This is a genomic window from Bacillus swezeyi, assembly GCF_030908325.1.
GTDB classification, from domain to species: domain Bacteria; phylum Bacillota; class Bacilli; order Bacillales; family Bacillaceae; genus Bacillus; species Bacillus swezeyi.
The window spans coordinates 1,739,197-1,762,458 of the sequence record NZ_CP133085.1; the positions used below are offsets into that span (position 1 = coordinate 1,739,197).

The 23,262-nt window shown below is 44.8% G+C and carries 23 protein-coding genes; 15 read left to right on the forward strand and 8 right to left on the reverse strand.

Annotated features, from left to right (window positions below):
* Nucleotides 1-59: 59 nt before the first annotated feature.
* The 8 genes from RBH91_RS08650 (at nt 60) to lepB (ending at nt 9,129) form a co-directional block, all read left to right on the forward strand.
* Nucleotides 60-740 carry a YknW family membrane protein gene (locus tag RBH91_RS08650; protein WP_307894207.1) on the forward strand — a complete coding sequence of 227 codons (681 nt, stop codon included), beginning with the start codon at nt 60-62 and terminating at the stop codon, nt 738-740.
* Complete coding sequence (locus RBH91_RS08655; protein ID WP_307894209.1) at nt 741-1,880, forward strand: efflux RND transporter periplasmic adaptor subunit; 1,140 nt, start codon at nt 741-743, stop codon at nt 1,878-1,880.
* A complete protein-coding gene (locus tag RBH91_RS08660; protein WP_307894210.1) occupies nt 1,877-2,569 on the forward strand; it encodes an ABC transporter ATP-binding protein in 693 nt (230 codons plus the stop codon). Before RBH91_RS08655 ends, RBH91_RS08660 begins: the two co-directional genes overlap by 4 nt.
* A complete protein-coding gene (locus tag RBH91_RS08665) occupies nt 2,566-3,759 on the forward strand; it encodes an ABC transporter permease (protein WP_076762227.1) in 1,194 nt (397 codons plus the stop codon). The genes RBH91_RS08660 and RBH91_RS08665 overlap by 4 nt, the downstream gene beginning before the upstream one ends.
* A 1,075-nt stretch (nt 3,760-4,834) precedes the next feature.
* Nucleotides 4,835-5,590 carry a DeoR/GlpR family DNA-binding transcription regulator gene (locus tag RBH91_RS08670; protein ID WP_076762228.1) on the forward strand — a complete coding sequence of 252 codons (756 nt, stop codon included), beginning with the start codon at nt 4,835-4,837 and terminating at the stop codon, nt 5,588-5,590.
* A complete protein-coding gene (gene pfkB, locus RBH91_RS08675; protein ID WP_076762229.1) occupies nt 5,587-6,498 on the forward strand; it encodes a 1-phosphofructokinase in 912 nt (303 codons plus the stop codon). Before RBH91_RS08670 ends, pfkB begins: the two co-directional genes overlap by 4 nt.
* 13 nt (nt 6,499-6,511) lie before the next feature.
* Complete coding sequence (locus RBH91_RS08680) at nt 6,512-8,401, forward strand: PTS fructose transporter subunit IIABC (protein WP_307894212.1); 1,890 nt, start codon at nt 6,512-6,514, stop codon at nt 8,399-8,401.
* A gap of 167 nt (nt 8,402-8,568) precedes the next feature.
* A complete protein-coding gene (gene lepB, locus RBH91_RS08685) occupies nt 8,569-9,129 on the forward strand; it encodes a signal peptidase I (protein WP_307894213.1) in 561 nt (186 codons plus the stop codon).
* 43 nt (nt 9,130-9,172) lie between these two features.
* Here the strand turns inward: lepB and RBH91_RS08690 are convergent, their stop codons facing one another.
* Both RBH91_RS08690 and RBH91_RS08695 read right to left on the reverse strand, forming a co-directional pair.
* The gene (locus tag RBH91_RS08690) at nt 9,173-9,442 is read right to left on the reverse strand and encodes a hypothetical protein (protein ID WP_307894215.1); all 270 of its coding nucleotides are present in this window, start codon (nt 9,440-9,442) and stop codon (nt 9,173-9,175) included.
* A gap of 12 nt (nt 9,443-9,454) precedes the next feature.
* The gene (locus tag RBH91_RS08695) at nt 9,455-9,697 is read right to left on the reverse strand and encodes a hypothetical protein (protein ID WP_307894216.1); all 243 of its coding nucleotides are present in this window, start codon (nt 9,695-9,697) and stop codon (nt 9,455-9,457) included.
* Between the two features lie 176 nt (nt 9,698-9,873).
* Between RBH91_RS08695 and RBH91_RS08700 the strand changes: the two genes are divergently transcribed.
* Both RBH91_RS08700 and RBH91_RS08705 read left to right on the forward strand, forming a co-directional pair.
* The gene (locus tag RBH91_RS08700; RefSeq protein WP_307894218.1) at nt 9,874-11,493 is read left to right on the forward strand and encodes an ABC-F family ATP-binding cassette domain-containing protein; all 1,620 of its coding nucleotides are present in this window, start codon (nt 9,874-9,876) and stop codon (nt 11,491-11,493) included.
* A gap of 54 nt (nt 11,494-11,547) precedes the next feature.
* Complete coding sequence (locus RBH91_RS08705) at nt 11,548-11,922, forward strand: YybH family protein (RefSeq protein WP_307894220.1); 375 nt, start codon at nt 11,548-11,550, stop codon at nt 11,920-11,922.
* A 181-nt stretch (nt 11,923-12,103) separates the two neighbouring features.
* Here the strand turns inward: RBH91_RS08705 and RBH91_RS08710 are convergent, their stop codons facing one another.
* From RBH91_RS08710 to mreBH, 3 genes are all read right to left on the reverse strand, one after another.
* On the reverse strand, nt 12,104-13,336 hold the full coding sequence (locus tag RBH91_RS08710; RefSeq protein ID WP_307894222.1) for an aminopeptidase: 1,233 nt from the start codon (nt 13,334-13,336) through the stop codon (nt 12,104-12,106).
* Between the two features lie 87 nt (nt 13,337-13,423).
* Entirely contained in the window at nt 13,424-13,555 is a 132-nt protein-coding gene (locus RBH91_RS08715; protein ID WP_307894223.1) for a protein YkpC, read from the reverse strand.
* A gap of 73 nt (nt 13,556-13,628) precedes the next feature.
* A complete protein-coding gene (gene mreBH, locus RBH91_RS08720; RefSeq protein ID WP_076764179.1) occupies nt 13,629-14,636 on the reverse strand; it encodes a rod-share determining protein MreBH in 1,008 nt (335 codons plus the stop codon).
* A 314-nt stretch (nt 14,637-14,950) separates the two neighbouring features.
* On the opposite strand from mreBH, the gene RBH91_RS08725 reads away from it, so the two are divergent.
* From RBH91_RS08725 to ade, 4 genes are all read left to right on the forward strand, one after another.
* On the forward strand, nt 14,951-15,238 hold the full coding sequence (locus tag RBH91_RS08725; protein ID WP_307894225.1) for a transcriptional regulator AbhA: 288 nt from the start codon (nt 14,951-14,953) through the stop codon (nt 15,236-15,238).
* A 190-nt stretch (nt 15,239-15,428) separates the two neighbouring features.
* Nucleotides 15,429-16,760 (forward strand): ATP-binding protein, encoded by a 1,332-nt coding sequence (locus RBH91_RS08730; RefSeq protein WP_307894226.1) that lies wholly within the window; start codon nt 15,429-15,431, stop codon nt 16,758-16,760.
* Nucleotides 16,761-16,829: 69 nt separating this feature from the next.
* A complete protein-coding gene (locus RBH91_RS08735) occupies nt 16,830-17,495 on the forward strand; it encodes a potassium channel family protein (RefSeq protein ID WP_076764187.1) in 666 nt (221 codons plus the stop codon).
* 123 nt (nt 17,496-17,618) lie between these two features.
* On the forward strand, nt 17,619-19,340 hold the full coding sequence (gene ade, locus RBH91_RS08740) for an adenine deaminase (protein WP_307894228.1): 1,722 nt from the start codon (nt 17,619-17,621) through the stop codon (nt 19,338-19,340).
* A 244-nt stretch (nt 19,341-19,584) separates the two neighbouring features.
* Here ade and rnjA read toward each other — a convergent pair whose 3' ends face one another.
* Both rnjA and RBH91_RS08750 read right to left on the reverse strand, forming a co-directional pair.
* Nucleotides 19,585-21,252, reverse strand: a complete 1,668-nt coding sequence (rnjA, locus tag RBH91_RS08745) for a ribonuclease J1 (RefSeq protein ID WP_307894229.1) — start codon at nt 21,250-21,252, stop codon at nt 19,585-19,587.
* 4 nt (nt 21,253-21,256) lie between these two features.
* A complete protein-coding gene (locus RBH91_RS08750) occupies nt 21,257-21,466 on the reverse strand; it encodes a DNA-dependent RNA polymerase subunit epsilon (protein WP_307894231.1) in 210 nt (69 codons plus the stop codon).
* Between the two features lie 396 nt (nt 21,467-21,862).
* Between RBH91_RS08750 and RBH91_RS08755 the strand changes: the two genes are divergently transcribed.
* Complete coding sequence (locus RBH91_RS08755; RefSeq protein WP_307894234.1) at nt 21,863-22,636, forward strand: Cof-type HAD-IIB family hydrolase; 774 nt, start codon at nt 21,863-21,865, stop codon at nt 22,634-22,636.
* 40 nt (nt 22,637-22,676) lie between these two features.
* Here the strand turns inward: RBH91_RS08755 and def are convergent, their stop codons facing one another.
* A complete protein-coding gene (gene def, locus RBH91_RS08760; RefSeq protein ID WP_148955750.1) occupies nt 22,677-23,231 on the reverse strand; it encodes a peptide deformylase in 555 nt (184 codons plus the stop codon).
* Between the last annotated feature and the right edge of the window lie 31 nt (nt 23,232-23,262).

Here is a 23,262-nt window from a genome sequence, read left to right on the forward strand (position 1 = left end):
AACATTTTATACTCACCTCCGTACAAATAGGTAGTCATTATGATAAGGGGGATTAAAAAGTGGAAACTCATTTAGAAATGGAAAAAGGAAAAAAGCCGTCTTTGCTGGGAATGATAACGCGTCCTGGAGAGCAGTTTGAGAGAATGAGGGAAAAGCCGGTTTTTTGGCTCCCTCTTTTCGTCGTCTTGATTTTATCCGTTACAGGCGCTTATCATCTCAATGCAAAAATCGATCTTACATCTGAATTACAGGGTGTGCCTGATGCGGAAGCATTTGCATCTGCGATGAAAGGCGTAGGTGTGGTCGGCGGGATTATTGGCTCTGTCATCGCCATTTTGATCAGCGCTTTAATTTATTGGCTGATCGTCAAGATCGGAAAAGGGGAAACCGATTATGTCCACATGTTCTCGCTGGCCGTTTTCACGTACTTTATAGCGGCTGCCGGACAATTGATCAACGGTCTTGTCATCTATTATTCAAATATTGATCCTGAAGTTGTCGTCACATCGTTAAGCAGTGTCATCACAGCAGGACAGCCGCTCAAATCGGTTTTGGGTGTATTTGACCTATTTACAATCTGGTCTCTTGCACTGGTTGCCATTGGGCTTCAAAAAGTGGGGGGCATATCTAAAAAAGCAGCTTGGACTGCGGTTATCATTTTATTTATCATTTCTCTCTTGCTTGCTTTTGCAGTCGGTTTGGCCAGTAACTTTTTTGAATCAATTGAAGGAGCAATGTAAATGAAAAAGATAGCGATCGGCATTGTTATTATTCTGGCTGCTGCGCTTTTAATCGGGCTCAACCTCTACCGCTCGGCTCAAACGAGCGGTGGAGAAAGCGCAGCGATCGATACGGTGAGACTCGAAGAAAAAGAGATCGCTTCTACTGTCATGGTTCCGGGAACGCTTCAATTTGCAAACGAACAATATGAATATTACGAACCTGAAAAAGGAGAGATCGCAGACATTAAAGTGAAAGAGGGGGACAAGGTTAAAAAAGGAGATGTGCTTTTCACATATGCGAATGAAGAAATTCGTTTAGAAACAGAGCAAAACGCCCTTTCCATTGAATCAAAGCAGCTTCAGCTTGAGCAGATTCAAAAAAAAATCAATCATTTAAGCGATAAGGAAAAGAATCTAAAGGCGGAGCTTGGCGAAAAAGATGCCAAAAGGCAGATTGATGATGAACGCACACAGCTGGAAATGGAGGAAAAAACGGCCCAGCTTGAACTCAAACAAGCCGGCTTGCAAAAGGAAGCGCTCCAGAACAAAACGGCCGCACTCCAAGTGCAAAGTGAAATCGACGGAACGGTGATTACGGCTGACAAGGAAGCGGCGGCCAACAAATCGGACATTCAAAAGCCTGTTGTACATATCGGGAATGAGGACAAGCTTATCGTCAGAGGGGTGTTATCAGAATATGACACATTGAAAGTGAAAAAAGGCCAGAATGTAACGATCACTTCAGATGTCATTCAAAACAAAGAATGGAGAGGCAGGGTATCTGCGGTCGGATTGGCGCCCGAGCAGCAGGATACTGCAATAACAGGAGCCGGAAAGGAACAAAGCGCTGTTCAATATCCGGTTGCAGTGAAGATCAAAGGCGAACGCCCGCAAGCTAAACCAGGTTTTAAAATGATTATGAATATCCAGACGGATAAGAGAACCGTTCAGGCTCTGCCTGCCGGGGCCGTCAAGCAGGAGGGTGATCAATCATACGTATTTGCTGTCAAAGACGGAAAGGCGGAGCGGATCAATGTGAAAACCGGAGAAAACACCGATGGCGTCATCGAAATTACCGACGGTCTGACAAGCGAAGATCAAGTCATTGCAAACCCTGCTGACGATTTGAAAAGCGGAACGGAAGTGAAGCTTCAATGATTGAGTTTTCCCAAGTGAAAAAGAGCTATCAAATCGGAAGGGAAACGGTCGATGTCCTTAAAGGAATCGATATGAAAATTAAGCAGGGCGAATATCTGTCCATCATGGGTCCGTCGGGTTCCGGAAAATCGACGATCATGAATATCATCGGCTGTCTTGACCGGCCGACATCCGGAGTATACAGCTTGGACGGCGAAAATGTCTCATCATATGGGGAAAAACAGCTTGCAGTGGTCAGAAATCGGGCAATCGGCTTCGTTTTTCAGCAGTTTCAGCTGCTTCCGAGGCTGAATGCGATGAAAAATGTCGAACTTCCGATGATCTACTCGGGCATTCCGAAAAAAGAACGGCGGGAGCGGGCGGAACGGGCGCTTGAAAAGGTCGGCCTGAAGGATCGAATGCACCATATGCCGAATGAGCTTTCCGGCGGCCAAAAGCAGCGTGTTGCCATAGCGAGGGCGACTGTCAATGAACCAAAACTGATCTTGGCTGATGAACCGACCGGTGCGCTCGATACGAAGACAGGCCATGCGATTATGGAGCAATTTACTGAATTGAATGAGGAGGGAACGACTGTTGTTCTTGTCACCCACGAACCCGAAATTGCCGATTATACGAGCCGCATCATCATGGTGCGGGACGGTGAAATTATCTCGGCTGAAAGAGAGCGGAGGGGGGCGGCGGAATGAATCTCGTTGAAAACTTGAGAATGGCTTTGAGTTCTATATTGTCTCATAAGCTGCGTTCGATATTAACGATGCTCGGCATCATTATCGGAGTGGGCTCTGTGATTGTCGTTGTTGCCGCAGGGCAAGGCGGAGAGCAGATGCTTAAACAGTCAATCAGCGGACCGGGAAATACGGTTGAAATCTTTTACAATCCAAGTGAGGAAGAATTATCTGTCAATCCAAACGCTTATTTGAGCGCCAGCTTTACAGAAGAGGACATCCGGAGCCTTAAATCTGTTTCAGGAGTGAAACAGGTTGTCGCGAAGACGACTGAAACCATGAATGTTCGTTTTAGGGAAGAAGAGTCTGATGCTGCAGTGAACGGAATCAATGACGGATATATCAGCATCAATTCAATGAAGCTGGAAAAAGGAAGAGAATTTAGCGAAACGGACTATCGGACAGGGAAAAGGGTCGGCATCGTGTCCTCAAAGTTTTCGGAAGAATTGTTTCCTCATCAATCCCCGCTCGATCAAGTCGTCTGGCTAAACGGACAGCCGGTGCAAATCATCGGTGTTTTGAAAAAAGAAACCGGACTGCTTGCGATGGGGATGAATGAAATATATGTTCCGTTTACGATGCTTAAGTCTTCTTTCGGCATCAGCGATTACAGTTCCGTCTCCGTTCAGGCGCGATCTGCGGATGATCTGCATGGGGTCGGAACGAAAGCCGCTGATATCATCAATGACAATCACGGCACAACAGATTCCTATGAAGTGATGAATATGGAAGAAATTGCGTCCGGGATCAGCCAAATCACGGCGATTATGACAACGTTTATCGGCTCGATCGCAGGCATTTCCCTATTGGTTGGAGGCATTGGCGTCATGAACATCATGCTTGTGTCCGTCACAGAACGAACAAGGGAAATTGGTATTCGAAAATCGCTCGGTGCGACAAGAGGCCAGATTTTGACGCAATTTCTCATTGAATCGGCATTGATTACACTGATTGGCGGTGTGCTGGGAATTGCACTCGGATATGGGGGAGCCTCTCTTGTTTCATTTTTCGCCGGCTGGCCGCCGCTCGTTTCCTGGCAGGTGGTTCTTGGCGGTGTGCTGTTCAGCATGGCGATCGGCGTCATATTTGGACTGATCCCGGCCAATAAAGCGTCCCGCCTCGATCCGATCGATGCATTGCGTTATGAATAGAATGACTCTTTCAGATCCGCGGCCGAGATATAAAAGACGAAAAGACCGTTGTGCAGACGGTCTTTTTTCTTGTCCAATTTTATATAAAATGAAACTAATTTAGAAAAATATCCGGATTATGAAGGATAGACTTGAAATTGCTGTGAATTTCATCTTGATTTCACCAAAAGGAATGTACGGGTGGAATGAGAACGTGGAAGCGAAAGTAGACGCACCAAAAGAGCTAAAGCCGTCATTGATCGGTATGATCACAAGCCCTGTCCATCAGTTTGTGCGAATGAGAGAACGACCTGTCATTTGGCTGCGATGATGATCGTGCTGGCCTTGTCCGGACGATCTATTGATATCATGTTTTGGCAAATGGACGAGTTGTATCATTTGAATCTAGGGCCGGAGAAATACAGCTATTTGGCCTTCGTAATATTTTTCAATCCGCTATTTTCTAAGTGTTGAGTGCTCTAGTATTGTGGCTGATCGCAAAAATCGGCGGAGGAAAAACCAATTTTCATGTATGGTCTCTCAGTCTGTTTATGTGAGTTTTGTCACGGTCATCAGGGATGTCGTGATCAGTTTGGGTTATTATGTTTCACATTCGCTGGACAGATACATTCCAGCCGGCGAACCTCTATTGAGTGTTTCCGAGCATGTTTGATATTTTTACGATCTGGTCATATGTTTTAATTGCTGTAGGGCTGCTTGGATCGGCGTTTCTGTATTGTTTATTCTTATGCTGCTGTTATCTTATCTCTATGATTGTTTCAAGTGTTATTGGGAAATCTTGATAAATGAATGGATAAAGCTCTTTTCGCAAAAACCTCATGCAGTCAGCATGGGGTTTATTGATGAGCCGTTGCATGAATCTTGATGGAATAGATAATAATAATGTCACATATTTTTGCGAATTTTTATAGTTTATACAGTTTACAAATGATACATATCACGTTAAGATGTTGAAATGTGAAAGATTTTGATGGTTATTGAATGAATTTGAAAGATTTTTGTTGAGTTATGTCGAAAAAGCGTTTACAATGAAATTGTAAGCTAAATGAAGGCGTTTTCAAAAAGGGGTGATAATGTGTTGACTCCCGAACGGCACCAGCTGATCATTGACGAAATTGAAGAGCATGATGTCGTGAAAATCCAATATTTAATGAATTTAACGAATGCATCTGAGTCAACGATCAGAAGAGATTTGTCGACGCTCGAAGCCCGCGGATATTTAAAGCGTGTTCATGGAGGAGCATCAAAGCTTTCGGACATTCGAATGGAACCGGATATGCTTGAAAAATCATCCAAAAACCTTCATGAAAAGAAAAAAATCGCCCAGAAAGCCGCCTCTCTTCTTGAAGAAGGCGATTGCATTTTCCTTGATGCCGGGACGACTACTTTGCAAATGATCGACTTTATCGATCAAGAGAAGGATATTATCGTAGTCACCAACGGAGTCATGCACATTGACGCATTAATCAAAAAAGGTATCACGTTTTATTTATTAGGCGGATATGTGAAGCATAAAACAGGGGCGATCGTGGGTGGCTCCGCATTGTCGGCCATCAGCCAGTACCGGTTTGACAAAAGTTTTATCGGTGTGAACGGGATTCATACAGAAGCGGGATTTACAACTCCCGATCCTGAAGAAGCCCTCATCAAAACAAAAGCTGTCAAACAGGCAAAAAAAGCTTTTATTTTAGCTGATGCTTCCAAGTTTGGAGAGATGTCTTTTTCTGCCTTTGCAAGTTTAGACGAAGCAGCTATCGTTACAGCAGGATCTGCAAAACATTCATTTGATAACTATCAAGAAAAAACTGTCGTAAAGGTAGTGAAAACATGATATACACTGTAACACTCAACCCATCGGTCGACTACATTGTTCACGTTGAAGAATTTTCATTAGGCGGGTTAAATCGTTCTGTCTATGACACGAAATATCCGGGAGGCAAAGGGATCAATGTGTCACGGGTATTAAACAGACACCATGTGCCTTCTAAAGTTCTCGGTTTTATCGGCGGTTTTACCGGGGGTTACATCAAGTCATTTCTTGAAGAAGAGAAGCTTGAGACAGCCTTTCATGAGGTAAATGGAGATACCCGAATCAATGTGAAATTGAAAACTGGGGATGAAACAGAAATTAATGGACAAGGCCCTTCAATTAGCGATGAGGATTTCGCGGCGTTTTTAGACCAATTTTCCGCCATGAAAGAAGGGGATATCGTCGTAATGGCCGGGAGCATTCCAGCTTCATTGCCTCAGGACACCTATGAAAAGATTGCTGAAACATGCAGTCAGCAGAATGTTCGAGTCGTCGTTGATATTTCAGGTGAGGCTCTCTTAAAAGCGGCTCAAATGCGTCCGCTTTTAATGAAACCAAATCATCATGAGCTTGGAGAAATGTTTGGAACAACGATCACCTCTGCTGAAGAAGCAGTGCCTTACGGAAAAAAACTGATTGAACAAGGAGCGGAAAACGCTATCGTTTCGATGGCTGGTGAAGGTGCTCTTTTATTCACGAAAGACGGCGTTTACCATGCCAATGTCCCTAAAGGAAAGCTCATTAACTCTGTTGGAGCTGGGGATTCAGTGGTTGCCGGTTTTCTCGCAGGTATTGAAAAACAGCTCGACATCAAAGAGGCTTTTCGGCTAGGGGTTGCCTCAGGCAGCGCTACCGCTTTTTCAGAGGAGCTCGGAACAGAAGAGCTGGTTCACAAACTTCTTCCGGAAGTTCAAGTCAAAACGATTTAAAGGAGGAAAGGTTATGAAAATAACAGAGCTACTTACAAAGCATACGATCAAGTTAAACCTTGAGAACAGCCAGAAAGAAAACGTGATTGAAGAGCTTGTCACCGTTTTGGATCAGGCAGGAAAATTAAATGATAAAGAAGGCTACAAAGAAGCCGTTATCAATCGCGAAAAGCAAAGCTCAACAGGAATCGGCGAAGGCATTGCCATTCCTCATGCGAAAACAGCGAGCGTTAAGGAGCCTGCGATCGCGTTTGGCCGTTCAAAAGAAGGTGTCGATTATGAATCTCTGGACGGGCAGCCGAGCCATCTCGTCTTCATGATCGCTGCCACAGATGGAGCCAATAACACGCACCTAGAAGCGCTGTCAAGGCTGTCTACCTTGCTGATGCGGGAAGAAATCCGCAAGCAGCTGCTAGAAGCGGGATCAGAAGAAGAAATCATCGATATTATCAACCAGCATGACAAAGATGAAGAAGAAGAAGAGCAGGCTGAAGAGCCTCAGGCTCCATCTGCCAAAGGAAAAATCCTTGCAGTGACAGCATGTCCGACAGGGATCGCCCATACATTTATGGCCGCTGATGCATTGAAAGAAAAAGCAAAAGAAATGGGCGTTGACATTAAAGTTGAAACAAACGGATCAGGCGGTATTAAAAGCGCCCTGACAGCCCAGGAAATTGAAGATGCGGTTGCCATCATCGTTGCTGCCGATAAGCAAGTTGAGATGGAGCGCTTTAACGGAAAGCACGTGATTGAAGTACCTGTTACAGCAGGGATCAGACGTCCGAAAGAACTGATTGAGCAGGCGCTGAACCAAGATGCGCCAATTTATCGGGGCACAGGCGGCGGCTCAGCCTCTGATGACGGCGGAGCTGCAAAAGGAAAAGGCGGCGGCTTTTACAAACACCTGATGAGCGGTGTCAGCAACATGCTTCCATTTGTTGTCGGGGGCGGAATTTTAATTGCGATTTCGTTCTTCTGGGGCATTAACTCTTCAGACCCGAATGACCCGTCTTATAATCAATTTGCGGCTGCTCTAATGGAAATCGGCAGTGCAAATGCTTTGAAATTAATGGTTGCTGTATTAGCCGGTTTTATTGCAATGAGTATTGCGGACCGTCCTGGTTTTGCGCCTGGTATGGTCGGCGGTTTTATGGCGACACAGGCTGGCGCAGGCTTCTTAGGCGGATTAATTGCCGGTTTCCTTGCCGGATACATCGTCATTCTCTTGAAAAAAGCGTTTGCCGGTCTTCCGCAAGTTCTTGATGGATTAAAACCTGTTTTAATCTATCCGTTGTTTGGTGTCTTCTTCACTGGACTCATCATGCATTATGTTGTCAACACGCCTGTCAAGATGATTATGGACGGAATGACACACTGGCTTGAAGGACTTGGTACAGGAAACCTTGTCTTAATGGGCATTATTTTAGGCGGTATGATGGCAATTGATATGGGAGGCCCGATCAACAAAGCGGCCTTTACATTCGGTATTGCAATGATTGAAGCAGGAAACTTCGGACCGCATGCGGCGATCATGGCAGGCGGTATGGTGCCTCCGCTCGGGATTGCGCTTGCAACAACGTTCTTTAAAAGCAAGTTTTCAAAACGCGACCGTGAGGCAGGGATTACATGCTACTTTATGGGGGCGTCATTTATCACGGAAGGTGCGATTCCGTTTGCGGCAGCCGATCCTGCCCGCGTCATTCTGGCTTGTGTAGTTGGTTCAGCAGTCGGCGGCGGTTTATCGCAATTTTTCGGAGTTACCCTTCCCGCTCCGCACGGAGGAGTGTTTGTCTTCCCGACAACGAGTCATCCGCTTCTCTATCTTGTGAGCGTGCTGATTGGAGCGGTGGTAACAGCTCTCATCCTCGGCTTCTTGAAAAAGCCGGTTCCAACTGAAGAATAAGTGCTAAAAAGTGCCACAAGGTTTCACACGTGGCACTTTCTTTTTTCCTGTTTTTATCACTTGCGGGCATGCTGATTATGTATTCTCTCAGAACTTGTGATAAAGTATAGGAAAGCTTTTATTTTTGAACTGTAAATTGTGACAGACTGTTTTTAGGAGGAAGCGTTTTGACTGAAGAAAAATCCACCAAAAAGAAAAATTCTCTCTTTGAATGGGTAAAAGCCATTGTGATTGCAGTCGCTCTGGCCTTGCTGATCCGGGCATTTTTATTCGAACCGTATTTGGTCGAAGGCACATCAATGGACCCGACGCTACACGACGGGGAACGTTTATTCGTTTATAAAACGGTGAAATATATTGGTGAGTTTAAACGGGGAGATATCGTCATCATCGATGGAGATGAAAAAAATGTCCACTACGTAAAACGCCTGATCGGTTTGCCGGGGGATACCGTGCAAATGAAGGATGACACGCTTTACATAAACGGGAAGAAAGTGTCCGAGCCGTATCTTAAGGCGAACAAAAAAGAGGCGGAAGCAGTCGGCGTCAAGCTGACGGGGGATTTTGGCCCTGTGAAAGTCCCAGAAGGCAAGTACTTTGTCATGGGGGACAATCGCCAGAGATCGATGGACAGCCGGAACGGACTCGGGCTGATTGATAAAAAACGAGTGGCAGGGACATCACAATTTGTGTTTTTCCCATTTAATGAAATCCGAAAAACAGACTGAAAAATGCCTGCCGTCCTTTGGGACAGTCAGGCATTTTTGCTTTTTATGACAATAATGATGCCAGCACTGCGATAAATAGTACGGTAACGAATACTGCAGCCATAATCAGAAGAACGCTGAAAAGTATTCTGATTTCCGCCGTTTCTTTTCCCCGTTTTGTCAGCATTCGCTTTGCGTAGATATGAACGAACGTGTAAATCAAGGCGATCCCGATATAAAGGCCCAAGTCGCGTGCTGTAAAGCCGGTTACTGCCAAATATACGCCGGCAAAAAAAATAAACATGCAGTATTCTGTCAGAGTGATAAGCTTCATGTTGTCCTCCGTCTAACGATCCGTGTTTTCTTCAAATATCACCTTTTTATAATATATCTTTTGAAGCCATCCTACAAGAAGACCAAAACCTATTAAAAGACAAGCAAAAATTAAAAAATCCGCAGTCCACATATTAAACCCTTTAAAAAGCCCGATAGACATCGTAGATATCACCATGGCGGCTGCTATGAAAACCGCGTGCCACGGCCTCGTGTTTACCCATCTGATGATATCGGGGTCTTCTTTCATTTTCATTTTTCCTTCCCCCAATCTTCATTAATTGTAACATATTGTCACAATGGAAATGTAAAAAAAGCTTTTTTTCGGTATATTTTTCTTTAAAACTTTATCGTAAAAAAGCAAAGCATTTCTCTTGCGGATCATTCGTGTTATACTCGTTCTAATGAAGTAAAGTTGATGGAGGATATGAAATGATAGCTGTAAATAATGTAAGCTTGCGGTTTGCAGACCGGAAGTTATTTGAAGATGTAAATATTAAATTTACGCCCGGAAATTGCTACGGGCTGATCGGGGCTAACGGAGCCGGAAAATCCACATTTTTAAAAGTTTTATCAGGTGAGATTGAGCCTCAGACGGGCGATGTTCATATGAGCCCCGGCGAGCGCCTTACCGTGCTGAAGCAAAATCACTTTGAGTACGAAGAATATGAAGTGCTGAAAGTTGTCATTATGGGTCATAAGCGCCTTTATGAAGTGATGCAGGAAAAAGATGCCGTTTATATGAAGCCGGACTTTTCGGATGAAGACGGGATCCGCGCTGCTGAGCTTGAGGGCGAGTTTGCCGAGCTGAACGGCTGGGAAGCTGAAGGAGAAGCGGCGATATTGCTGAAAGGACTCGGTATACCAGAAGAGCTTCATTCGAAAAAAATGGCCGATCTCGGCGGATCTGACAAAGTGAAAGTGCTTCTTGCACAAGCTCTGTTCGGAAAGCCTGACGTACTGCTTCTCGATGAGCCGACAAACCATTTGGATATTCAGGCGATCCAATGGCTTGAAGAGTTTTTAATCAACTTTGAGAACACGGTGATCGTCGTCTCGCATGACCGCCACTTTTTAAATAAAGTATGTACACATATTGCTGATTTGGATTTTAATAAAATCCAAATCTATGTCGGAAACTACGATTTCTGGTATGAATCAAGCCAGCTTGCCTTAAAAATGGCTCAGGAAGCCAATAAGAAAAAAGAAGAGCAGATCAAACAGCTTCAGGAGTTTGTCGCGAGATTCAGCGCAAATGCCTCCAAATCCAAGCAGGCCACATCAAGAAAAAAACTGCTCGAAAAAATTACGCTCGATGATATCAAACCATCATCACGGAAATATCCGTACGTCAATTTCACGCCTGAACGTGAAATTGGGAACGATGTGCTCGTCGTTAAAGACTTGTCCAAAACGATCGACGGCGTCAAAGTTCTTGATTCGGTAAGCTTTATGATGAACAAGGACGATAAAATCGCCTTTACGGGACGCAATGAGCTTGCTGCCACGACGCTCTTTAAAATCCTTGCCGGGGAAATGGAGCCTGACAGCGGGTCATTTAAATGGGGCGTGACGACATCCCAGGCGTTTTTCCCGAAAGACAACAGCGAGTATTTTGAGAACAGCGATTTGAACCTTGTGGACTGGCTTCGCCAATTTTCTCCCCATGATCAAAGCGAAAGCTTCCTGCGCGGATTTTTAGGAAGAATGCTGTTCTCGGGAGAAGAAGTGCTCAAAAAAGCAAGCGTCTTGTCAGGAGGAGAAAAGGTCCGCTGTATGCTTTCCAAAATGATGCTCTCCGGTGCAAACGTGCTAATGCTGGATGAGCCGACAAACCATTTGGATCTTGAATCGATTACAGCATTGAATAACGGCTTAATCAGCTTTAAAGGCGCGATGCTGTTTACATCCCATGACCATCAGTTTGTCCAAACGATTGCCAACCGGATCATCGAGATCACGCCAAACGGCATCATTGACAAACAAATGAGCTATGATGAGTTTTTGGAAGACAAAACTGTTCAGGCTAAGCTTGCTGAACTTTACGCATAATTCAAGAAAACCCGCCTTAAAAAGCGGGTTTTTTATAAAAAGGAGATGGTTGCTGTGTCATGCCGAAAGGCTCTTGAGCAATATATAAAAGCAACAAACACGCATGTGTTTGAGAATGTCAAAGAGCTCCTTGATCCTGACGCTGTGTATTGGTTCTCGGATCAAACGTGCTCGGGCTTTCAGGAGATTCAGCGTTATTTTGAAAACGCCTGGAAGCAAATCGAAAACGAAGTATACAGCGCTAGCAATGTCAGCTGGATCACGGAAACAGACGAACAGGCCGTCTGTCTTTATACATATGAATGGAAAGGGTTTTATCAAGGCGAATCGGTTCAAGGGGCAGGCCGTGCGACAAACGTATTTGTAAAGGACGAGTCAGGAAGCTGGAAGCTGAAGCATGAACATTTAAGCAGTTTGCCCAAACTATGAGAAGGCGGAGCATTGGACTGGCTTCAGCCGTTACAGCCACCTTTCATGTAAGGGTGAAGTTCATCCTTAAAGTTTGCGTCGCTTTTTTATCGGAAATCCGTCAGGAAGTGCATTGGCGGCATGCGGACACTATATAAAAGGACCTCAAAGCGTTTTGAGGTCCTTTTTAGGCGGAAGGCTGTTAAAAAGCCCAATTGCCTTTTCGGAAAATCGGCTCTCTTTTTCCGTCAGCCGTTATTCCGTCAATATCCATTTCACCTGAACCGATCATAAAATCAACATGTGTAATGCTTTCATTTAGACCTTCTTTCGAAAGCTCTTCACGCGTCATCTTTTTGCCGCCCTCAATGTTAAAGGCATATGCGCTTCCGATCGCGAGATGGTTTGATGCATTTTCATCAAATAGTGTGTTGTAAAACAGTATATTTGAATTGGAAATCGGAGAGTCATGCGCGACGAGAGCGATTTCTCCCAAATAGTGCGAGCCCTCATCCGTATCAATAAGCTCTTTTAAGATTTCTTCGCCTTCTTCTGCTTTTACATCAATGATTCTTCCATTTTCAAATGTCAGTGTAAAGCCGTCGATAATATTGCCGCCGTAGCTTAACGGTTTCGTGCTGGATACGGTTCCGTTCACCCCGTCTTTTTTCGGCGCGGTAAAGACTTCCTCCGTCGGCATGTTGGCCATGAACTCATCGCCTTGTTCATTTGTGCTTCCGGCTCCGACCCAAAGGTGTTTTTCGGGGAGCTCAATTGTCAGATCGGTGCCTTCAGCTTTGTAATGAAGGGCCTTATAGTGCTTGTCATTTAAAACACTCACTTTATCGCGGAGTGTCTGATCATGCTCTTTCCACGCCAGAACAGGGTCATCCCGGTCGACACGGGTCGTCTTAAAAATTTCATCCCAGAGCTTTTGCATCGCTGTTTCCTCACTGCTGTCAGGGAATACTTTTTTTGCCCAAGCAGGTGAAGGAGCCGCTATTACCGTCCAGCTGACTCTATCGGACTGAATCATTTGTCTGTATGTATGCAAAGCTTTTCCGGCTGCTTTCTGCTGTGCTGCAATTCGTTTGGAATCGATTCCTTTCAGCAGGTCGGGACTTGCTGAGACAACCGAAATAAATGCGGCGCCTTCCTTAGCTAGCGCTTCCATCCCTTTGGCTTCCCATTCCGGGTACTCTTCAAACGCTTCGAAAGGGGCAAGCTCATATTTCAGCCTTGTCACTTCATCATCCTGCCAGCGGACTGTCACCTGTTTTGCGCCTCTTTGATAAGCGCTTTTCACAAGCAGGCGGGCAAAATCGCGAACTTCTGTCGAAGCATTGATCACGACCTTTTGACCCTTTTGGACATTTACGCCTACTTCTGTCACAAGCTGTGCGTATGTACTGAGTTTATCGGTAAACGAATTCATTGGCAAAACCTCCTTTATTGTCCATAACATCATATCAAATATCGGCTTGAAAAGAAAAAAAGACGCAGCCTTTGGCTGCGATTTGTTTTAACGGTTTATTTTGGCCGTTTGATCAGGGGGGGTGCTTGGCATATTGCTGAGCGATACGCTCATCCCCCCGAGGATGATGCCGCTTAAAATGGCGGTAATGGCCACTCGTCTTCCCAAATCTCTGAGCATGTTCTTCCTCCTTATCGTTTATCCCTTTCTCACGATATGAAGGAAGCAAGCCAAAAAGACGTGAAAAACGAAATTATTTAGCGGCTTTTTGCAGTTTATCAATCACTTCAAGGGAACGCCCCGTTCCGATTGCGACAGATTCGAGCGGATTTGCAGCGACATGCACGGGAACGACGATTTCTTGTGAAAGCCATTCTTTAATGCCGTTCAAGAGAGCGCCGCCGCCCGTTAAGATCACGCCGCGGTCGACAATGTCCCCGCTCAGTTCAGGAGGGCAGTCCTCCAGCGTCGCTCTGATCGCTTCGATGATATGAAGAAGCGATTCGCGCATGGCCGCCTGGATTTCGTTTGATTCAAGGGTAATCGTTTTAGGCAGGCCTGTGACAAGATCGCGGCCTCTGACTTCCATCGTTTTCGTTTCGTGCTCAATCAAAGCGTAGCCGATCCCAATTTTGACTTCTTCTGCGGTCCGTTCTCCGATCAGCAGATTGTATTTTTTTCTTACAAAAGATACGATGTCTTCATCAAGCTGGTCGCCGCCGATTCGGATGGAATGGCAGGACACCACGCCTCCGAAAGAAATAATGGCCACTTCTGTCGTCCCGCCGCCGATATCGACGACGACATTTGCGACAGGTTCATCGACAGGCAGGTCGGCGCCGATCGCAGCGGCAACAGGCTCTTCAATCAAATGCACTTGTTTGGCCCCGCAGTTTTTGACGGCATCGCTGATAGCCCGCCTTTCGACAGCGGTGGAACCGGACGGCGTACAAACCACAACACTCGGCTTTCTGAACGTAAAACCGATGTTTTTTCCGGCTTTTTTCATAATCTGCTTTAAAAGGTCTGTCGTCATGTCATAATCGGCGATGACTCCGTCTTTCATCGGCCGCACCGCAACAATTTTACCCGGCGTCTTTCCGATCATGTTTTTAGCTTCTGTGCCGACCGCCAAAACGTTTTTTGTTTCCGTATCCACGGCCACAACTGAAGGCTCGTTTAAAATGATTCCTTTGTTTTTGCTGTAAACCAATATGTTTGCTGTTCCTAGATCAATTCCGATCTCGGTTGTTTGAAACATGTTTTCACCCAATCTCTATTTAAAATTTTTTCCGAAAAACGAAATGTTTTTTCTTCGTGCTGAAAAAAAGAATTTCATTTAAATTTTCTAAAGGAATCATCGATTTATGGGGGTTTGTGACGGTTTTGAAAACAACCTGTAAAATGATGACCTCATATTTACATGATGAGAAAATTATTTCATTTTTATGACTTGAATTTTTTGCTGAAGATATAGCCAAAACAGGGAAACCTTTTTTGCTTTTTGTACGTCTATCGTTATGCTAAGACAATATCTTAGAAAAATAGAAACAAAAGAGGAAGTAGGCGAAAGTTTTGAAAGCAATAGGAGTAGTAAGAAAAGTGGACGAACTCGGACGCATCGTGATGCCGATTGAATTAAGAAGGGCATTGGATATATCGATCAAGGACAGTATTGAATTTTTTGTCGACCAGGATAAAATTGTTCTGAAAAAATATAAACCGCACGGTGTCTGTTTTATGACAGGCGAGATCACGTCTGAAAACCGTGAATACGGAAACGGAAATATTACGCTGAGTCCTGAGGGAGCAGAAATGCTTTTAGAGGAAATTAAAAACGCGCTGTATCAGGCGAAAGCATAGCTATTGCCCGCCCTTTCTTACGGAAGGGCTCTTTTTTGATCGGTTTTCGAAAACATGCCCAATAAAAGACAAAAACTGCCCGTCACTGAAAGATTCGGCATTAGAGACGATAAATACTTCGAACAATCCTCTCAAAGATGGTGTAAAGAATGTTACAATTGACTGAGAAATAGAAGTGGCAGGTGGGGGCATGAAAAGATATCAAGCACGGATCATTGCGACCGTACTGGCAATGACTTTTATTATGTTTTGGAATTATTTATTTTACGGAGTATTGGGAAATAAAATCAACTGGACGGTTGATTTGCTGTTTACACTGGTGACATTGATCAGCGTATGGTGGCTCACGCTTTACATCGATGAGTCTAATCAGCTTGTCTATAAGCTGAAGGAAAGCGAGAAAAAATATAAAGAGCTTTCAGTAGAAACCAACCGTATCATGGATAACCTGCAGGAAATCGTCTTTCAGACCGACCGGAAAGGCATGATCACCTTTTTGAACCAGGCGTGGACCACCCTGACAGGCTACAGTGTCGAGACAAGCCTCGGAAAGATGTATAACGACTACTTTGACCATGAAGAACGCATTTCAAATCACCTGATTGCTCAGCTGAAGAATAAAGAGTGTGAAGGAAGAATTGAAGTTTTATATCATCGTAAAGACGGAAGCAAGTTTTGGGGCGAAGTTCACTATAAACTATATTATACAAATGGTCAATTTACGGGAAGCTTAGGGACGCTGACGGATGTCACAGAGCGAAAAAATGCGGAAATGGAGCTGTTTAAATCAAATCAGCGGCTCGCCATGCAGTCTCAAAAGCTTGCAATGGCAGGCCAGCTTGCGGCCGGCATCGCTCATGAGGTAAGAAATCCGCTGACCTCTGTAAATGGCTTTTTACAACTCATGAAAACGGAGTATCCCGACAGAACCGAGTACTTTGATATTATCTTCTCTGAAATCAAAAGAATCGATTCAGTGCTCGGAGAACTGCTTGTACTGGCTAAACCTCATCAGGTTCAATTTAAAAAAATCAAAATCAATTCAGTTCTTCAGCAGGTTGCGACGCTTCTGGAAACAAATGCCGTTCTTTCCCATATTGAAATCGAAAAATCGTTTCAAAACGGGAAAGAATGGGAAATAAACGGTGATGAAAATCAAATTAAACAAGTATTTATCAATTTAATAAAAAACGGGATTGAAGCAATGCCTGATGGAGGAAAGATCACCATTTCCTCAGAACAGGAGGGCGAATATGTCAAAGTCAGCATCAAAGATGAGGGCGGAGGCATTTCACAAGCCGATTTGGCAAAGCTTGGCGAGCCTTTCTTTTCAACGAAAGAGGAAGGAACAGGTCTTGGGCTGACGATTTGCTTGAATATCATCGGCGCCCATAATGGGGAAATGAAGATCGACAGCACATTGGGAGAAGGGAGCACTTTCCACATTCTGCTGCCGATTGATGAAGATGCACCGTTTGACAACCGGAATGTTCAAAAGACATATTGCAGTCACGCTACCTAAAATAAAAGAGGAAAAATTTCATTTCATATGATAGAATTTGTTAAAGATTGACCCATGGAGGAATAACCGATGAAAAAAGAATTTGCAGTAATTGGGCTCGGCCGGTTCGGCGGCAGCATTTGCAAGGCATTAAGTGAAGAGGGCCTTGAGGTGATGGCGATCGATATGGATGAGGACCGGGTGAACGAATACGCCAAAATCGCTTCACATGCTGTAATTGGAGATACAACAGACGAATCAGTGCTTAAAAATCTGGGACTGCGCAATTTTGATCATGTCATTGTGGCAATCGGAGAGAATATTCAGGCGAGCATTCTGACAACGTTAATTTTGAAAGAGCTCGGCGTTAAAATGATTACGGTGAAAGCCCAAAATGACTACCATGAAAAGGTTTTATCCAAAATCGGAGCCGACCGGATCGTTCATCCGGAGCGTGAAATGGGTAAACGAATCGCCCATAATATCGTATCCAACAATGTGCTAGATTATCTCGAACTGTCAGATGAACACAGTCTTGTAGAGATCGCAGCAAACGGCAAATTAGCCGGAAATACGCTGCTTGACCTTGATATTCGGGCCAGATATGGAATTAATATCGTAGCGATTAAACGCGGAAAAGAAGTGATCGTTTCTCCGCTCGCTACAGAGGAGATTCAAAAAGAGGATATATTGATCGTCATCGGATCAAACCCGGACATTGAAAGATTTGAAAAAAAGGTGTTTCAGCATGGATGATGGCAGAACCAGCCGTAAGCGTTTCTCGCTTACGGTTTTTTCATCTTTTCATTGACTGTTTGAATCGATTCGGCTACGATATTGAACCATATACATATAAAAACAGAGAGGGGTTATCTACCTTTGGACAAAGAGATGTTCATTCACCGGCTAGGCGCTGCTGCCCATCGCCAAAAAGCTGATACTGTTATCAAACACGGAAAAATCATGGATGTTTTTAATCAGGAATGGTTAGAGACGGACATTGCCATTGCAAACGGAGTCATTGTCGGTTTAGGCGATTATGAAGGGGAGAACATCATTGATGCCCAGGGACAAATGATTGTTCCCGGTTTTATTGACGGCCATGTTCATATTGAGTCTTCAATGGTGCCGCCGTCGGAATTTGCCAAAGCGGTAATTCCTCATGGGGTGACAACCGTTATTACAGACCCTCATGAAATCGCGAATGTCTCAGGTGTAAAAGGTCTGATATTTATGATGGAACAGGCTCGGCATGCCAAGCTGAACATTCATTTCATGCTCCCTTCGTGCGTGCCTGCGGCAGCGTTTGAAAAATCGGGTGCGGTTCTCCGGGCCGAAGAATTAAACCCTTTTTACAGCCGTGAAGATGTGCTCGGTCTTGCCGAAGTGATGGATTACGTTGCCGTGGAAGCGGGTGAAGCGGACATGACGCAAAAGCTGATGGATGCCCATGCTGCCGGCAAGCGGATAGACGGACACCTGGCAGGCCTGTCAGCTAAATTTGTCAACGTCTACAGGGCGGCAGGCGTCCTGACGGATCATGAGGTTACAACCCCTGACGAAGCGCTTGAAAGAGTCAGAAGGGGGATGTATGTCATGCTGAGAGAGGGGTCTGTCGCAAAGAATGTCCGCCAGGTTTTGCCTGCGGTCAATGAGAAAAATGTAAGACGTTTCTTTTTTTGTACAGATGATAAACATTTGGATGAACTGATTGATGAAGGGAGCATTAACCATCAGGTAAAACTGGCCATTCAATCCGGCCTCGATCCATTTCTTGCTTATCAGATGGGCAGCCTGAATGCAGCTGAATGCTACGGTTTAACAACAAAGGGAGCTGTTGCCCCTGGCTATGATGCAGATCTGCTTTTTGTCAGCGACTTGAGGGATGTACAAATTGCGCGGACGATGATCAATGGTGTGATATACAGTGAAACAAGAGAAGCGGACACAACCGGCTGCAATCCTGAAGCCGGCTTGCTTCAATCTGTACATCTCCCGGAGTTAGACGCAGATGACCTTCAGATTCCGATCGTTCAAGACAAAGACGTGCGGGTCATCGAAATCATTCCCAATCAGCTTGAGACAAGGCTTTTTTTGTCCAAGCCAAAAGATGAGCCGTTTTTTCAAACTGATACAGAGAGCGATCTGTTGAAAATCGCAGTGATTGAACGCCACCGAGGCATAAAGGAAATCGGTCTTGGAATTGTAAAGGGATTTGGGTTCAAAGAAGGCGCGATTGCAACAACCATTTCTCATGATTCCCACAATTTGATCGCCGTCGGGACAAATGATCAGGATCTGTTAGCAGCGATCGAGCGTCTCGGGGAAATCGGCGGAGGGCTCACCGTCGCCAAAGGGGGGGAAGCACTTCAATCTGTTCCATTGCCTATAGCCGGACTTTTATCCGACAAACCGCTGCACGAAGTGAATGAAAGTTTGATATCCCTTCACCATACTTTGAAACAAATCGGCTTTTCAGGGGATTTTAATCCTTTTTTAACCCTTTCATTTCTTGCACTTCCAGTCATCCCGGATATGAAGATGACAACCGAAGGCCTGTTCGATGTCAAAGCTTTTAAACATATCCCGATTCAACCGTGAAAAAAAGATGGTGACAAATCGATAATATAGCATTTACTAGTAAATAAACGAAGCTTAGCTTGAAGTGTGGGAACGGACTTGCACGGAACATGGAGAAGGACGTCCGCGCGCACCGAAGCTAGAAGATGTGACGTGGAATGCAGCAGCTGAAAAGATGACAAAATCCTAAAACTTTAAACCGTTTTAGGATTTTGTCAACAATCTGAAACGGATACACCAAAAGGTGTATCCGTTTTTAAATTCATTATACTTCCATAATGATAGGGAGTATCATTGGACGGCGCTTTGTCTTTTCATAGAGAAAAGGTGCGAGCGTATCCGTGATTTCATTTTTGATTTCAGACCACTGCGTCGTTTTGCGCTCCATTACTTTTTCAAGATGTCCTGCAATCAGATCTTGTGCGTCATTAATCAAGTCGCCGGATTCCCTCATGTAGACAAATCCTCTTGAAATCAAATCTGGACCGGCGGACACTTTGTATTCTTTCATATTGATGCTGACAACGACAATGACAAGTCCTTCTTCAGAAAGGATGCGGCGGTCGCGGAGCACGATGTTGCCTATATCGCCGATGCCGCTTCCGTCAATATAAACATTGCCGGACGGGATTTTCCCTGCGATCGATGCTTCATCGCTTGTTAAAGCAAGCACTTCTCCGTTATCCATGATAAAGCAGTTTTCCTCAGGAATGCCGCAGTCTGTCGCTAGTTTCACATGCATTTTTTGCATTCTGTATTCACCGTGAATCGGCATGAAGAATTTCGGCTTGATCAATCGAAGCATCAATTTTTGCTCTTCCTGGCCGCCGTGTCCAGACGTATGAATGTTAGTCACGGCTCCGTGGATGACATCTGCCCCCGCCCGGTAAAGCTGGTTGATCGTGCGGCTGACGCTGATCGTATTGCCCGGGATCGGTGATGATGAAAAGACGACTGTATCGCCCGGGTTGATCGAAATTTGCCGGTGTGTGCCGTTTGCGATCCGGGAAAGCGCGGCCATCGGTTCACCCTGGCTTCCCGTACAGAGGATCGTCACCTTGCCCGCAGGAATCCTGTTGATTTCATTTCCTTCAATGAAAGTATTTTTCGGGCATTTAATATAACCAAGCGTTTGTCCGATTTCAATGGCGGATTCCATGCTTCGCCCAAAAACGGCAACCTTTCTGTTGTTTGCCACTGCTGCTTCTATCACCTGCTGAAGACGGTGGATGTTTGATGCGAAGGTAGCGAAGATGATCCGGCCTTCGACTTTGCGGAAAATATCTTCAATGCTTTCTCCGACTTTGCGTTCTGACATGGTGAAATCGGGAATTTCACTGTTTGTGCTGTCGGAAAGCAGGCAGAGAACGCCTTCTTTTCCGATTTCAGCCATCTTGGTCAAGTTGGCTGGTTCGCCTACCGGAGTAAAATCGAATTTAAAGTCACCGGTATGTACGATGTTTCCTTGCGGCGTTTTGACGACAACTCCGTATGAGTCCGGAATGCTGTGGGTCGTCCTGAAGAAGGAAACCGACGTTTTTCTGAATTTGACAATGTCGTCTTCTTCTATAATATGAAGTTTTGTCTGGCGCAGCAGGCCGTGTTCTTCAAGTTTTTTTCTTAGGAGGCCGATCGCAAGGTGTCCGCCGTAAACCGGAATGTTCACTTGTTTCAGCAGGTATGGGATGCCTCCGATGTGGTCCTCATGTCCGTGCGTGATAAAAAGACCTTTGATCTTTTCTTCATTTTTGACTAAATACGTGTAATCAGGGATGACATAATCGATTCCGAGAAGCTCGTCCTCCGGAAACTTAATACCGGCATCGATAAGCACGATCTCGTCCTGAAATTGAACACCGTACGTATTTTTGCCGATTTCCCCCAGTCCTCCGAGGGCAAATACAGCCGTTTGATCATTTTTAACAAATTTCATTCACTCATAACTCCAATACTTTAAAATTTTCGCTTTGCTTTTCATAATCTAAAAAAGCGCCTTCAACTCGCTGTATAAACTCAATGTTGTAATTGTACTTTTTTAATTTAGATCTGACTTCACGTTCAGATTGAGCTTCCACAAAAGTTGAATCTGTCTTTTCACGAACAGGTACTTCGTCAGTGCTTGCTTGAAAAAATACCTTATAAATCATCCAAATCTCTCCTTAACTGCCGATTGTTAGACTCATCTTTCTATTATATGCGAAATTGCTTCATAAGAAAAGTGTTGAGAAAAAAAGGACCCTTCCATAAGTGTGAAGGTCCTTTTAGGCAATCGATTTTCTGCGCATCATGCCATTAAGCTGTTTTTTTAGTTTTTTTCGCAGACGGCGAAGCATTTCGATTCCTCCCTTCTCTGACTTGTCCCGTGGCGGCCTTATATCTTAGTTCTATTATATGATGAATTTGTCTATTGTTACATGGATATTATTGGCATGTGAATTTTGTTTTGATTTTAAGATGTAAAGGTTTTCTGAATGCCGCAGTTTTTGTATGATGGAACAGGAGAACTATAAATCATACGAACTAAGGGAGAAGGATTCACAATCATGGATAAAAAACTGCTTTTCTTTGATATTGACGGAACCATTTACGATCATGATAAACAGATCCCCGCGAGCGCGAAACAGGCCATTTCTGATTTGAAAGCGCACGGCCACCATGTCTTCATCGCATCCGGACGTGCTCCGTTTATGGTCAGTCCGGTTCTTGAAGAGCTGGGCATTCATTCTTTTGTCTCATATAACGGACAATATGTCGTATTTGAAGGAGAGGTCATCTATAAAAATCCTCTTTCTGAACATTCCCTGGAAGCTTTGCTCGAGCATTCAGACAGCTGCGGCCATCCCATCGTCTTCATGGGAGAAGAGGGGATGCGCTCTTCAGCCGCCGACCACCCGTTTATTCATGAAGGGGTCGGCAGCTTGAAAGTCGAGCATCCAAAGCAGGATCGTTCTTATCACAAGGGCAGAGACATATTCCAGGTTCTGTTGTTCTGCGGCGAAAACGATGAAAAACAGTACAGCCGATTTAAAGAATTTGACCTCGTCCGCTGGCATGAGCGCTCGACAGATATTCTGCCGGCCGGCGGTTCAAAAGCGGAAGGGATCAAAAAAGTCATCGAAAAGCTTCCGTTTAAAAGAGAGGATACCTACGCGTTTGGAGACGGTTTGAACGACCTGCAAATGATCGAGTTTGCGGGAACTGGAGTGGCGATGGGCAATGCTGTGCCCGAGCTGAAAAAAACAGCCGACTTTGTCACTAAGCCTGTTGATGAAGATGGAATTGCGTATGCGGTTGAAACACTTGGGCTTTTAAAATAATCAAAAAAGCGGATCAAAACATGATCCGTTTTTTTTTTTGCTATCTGCCGACAGGAATTGCGTTTTCAGGCTCTTTCAGCGGGTTTTCTTTGTTGATGTGGTCATAGAACATCTTTCCGTTCAAGTGATCGATTTCATGCTGGAATACGATCGCGGGGAATCCTTTTAAGCGGATGTCGATATCCTCGCCTTCTAGCGTTGTGCCTTTTACTCTGATCCGTGCATACCGCGGAACATAACCGGGGATCGGCTCATCGACAGACAGGCAGCCCTCACCGCTGGTCAAATAGCTTTTCTGGACGGAGTGGCTGACAATCCTCGGATTAAAAAGCGCGTAGCTGTATAATGTGCCGTCTTCGCTTTCTGCATGAACGGCTATCATTCTTTTATTGACATTAATTTGCGGCGCGGCCAGGCCGACCCCAGGACGAAGGTTGTATTTTTGCGCGATTTCAGGGTCCTGACTGTTTTTGACGAATTCGATCATTTCAGTCAGCTGCTTGATTTCCGTTTCGTTAGCTGGCAATTGAACTTCTTCGGCGACGGTTCTTAAAGCGGGATGACCGTCGCGGACAATGTTTTCCATGGTGATCAACATCTTCACTCCCATTGATTAATATGTAAAG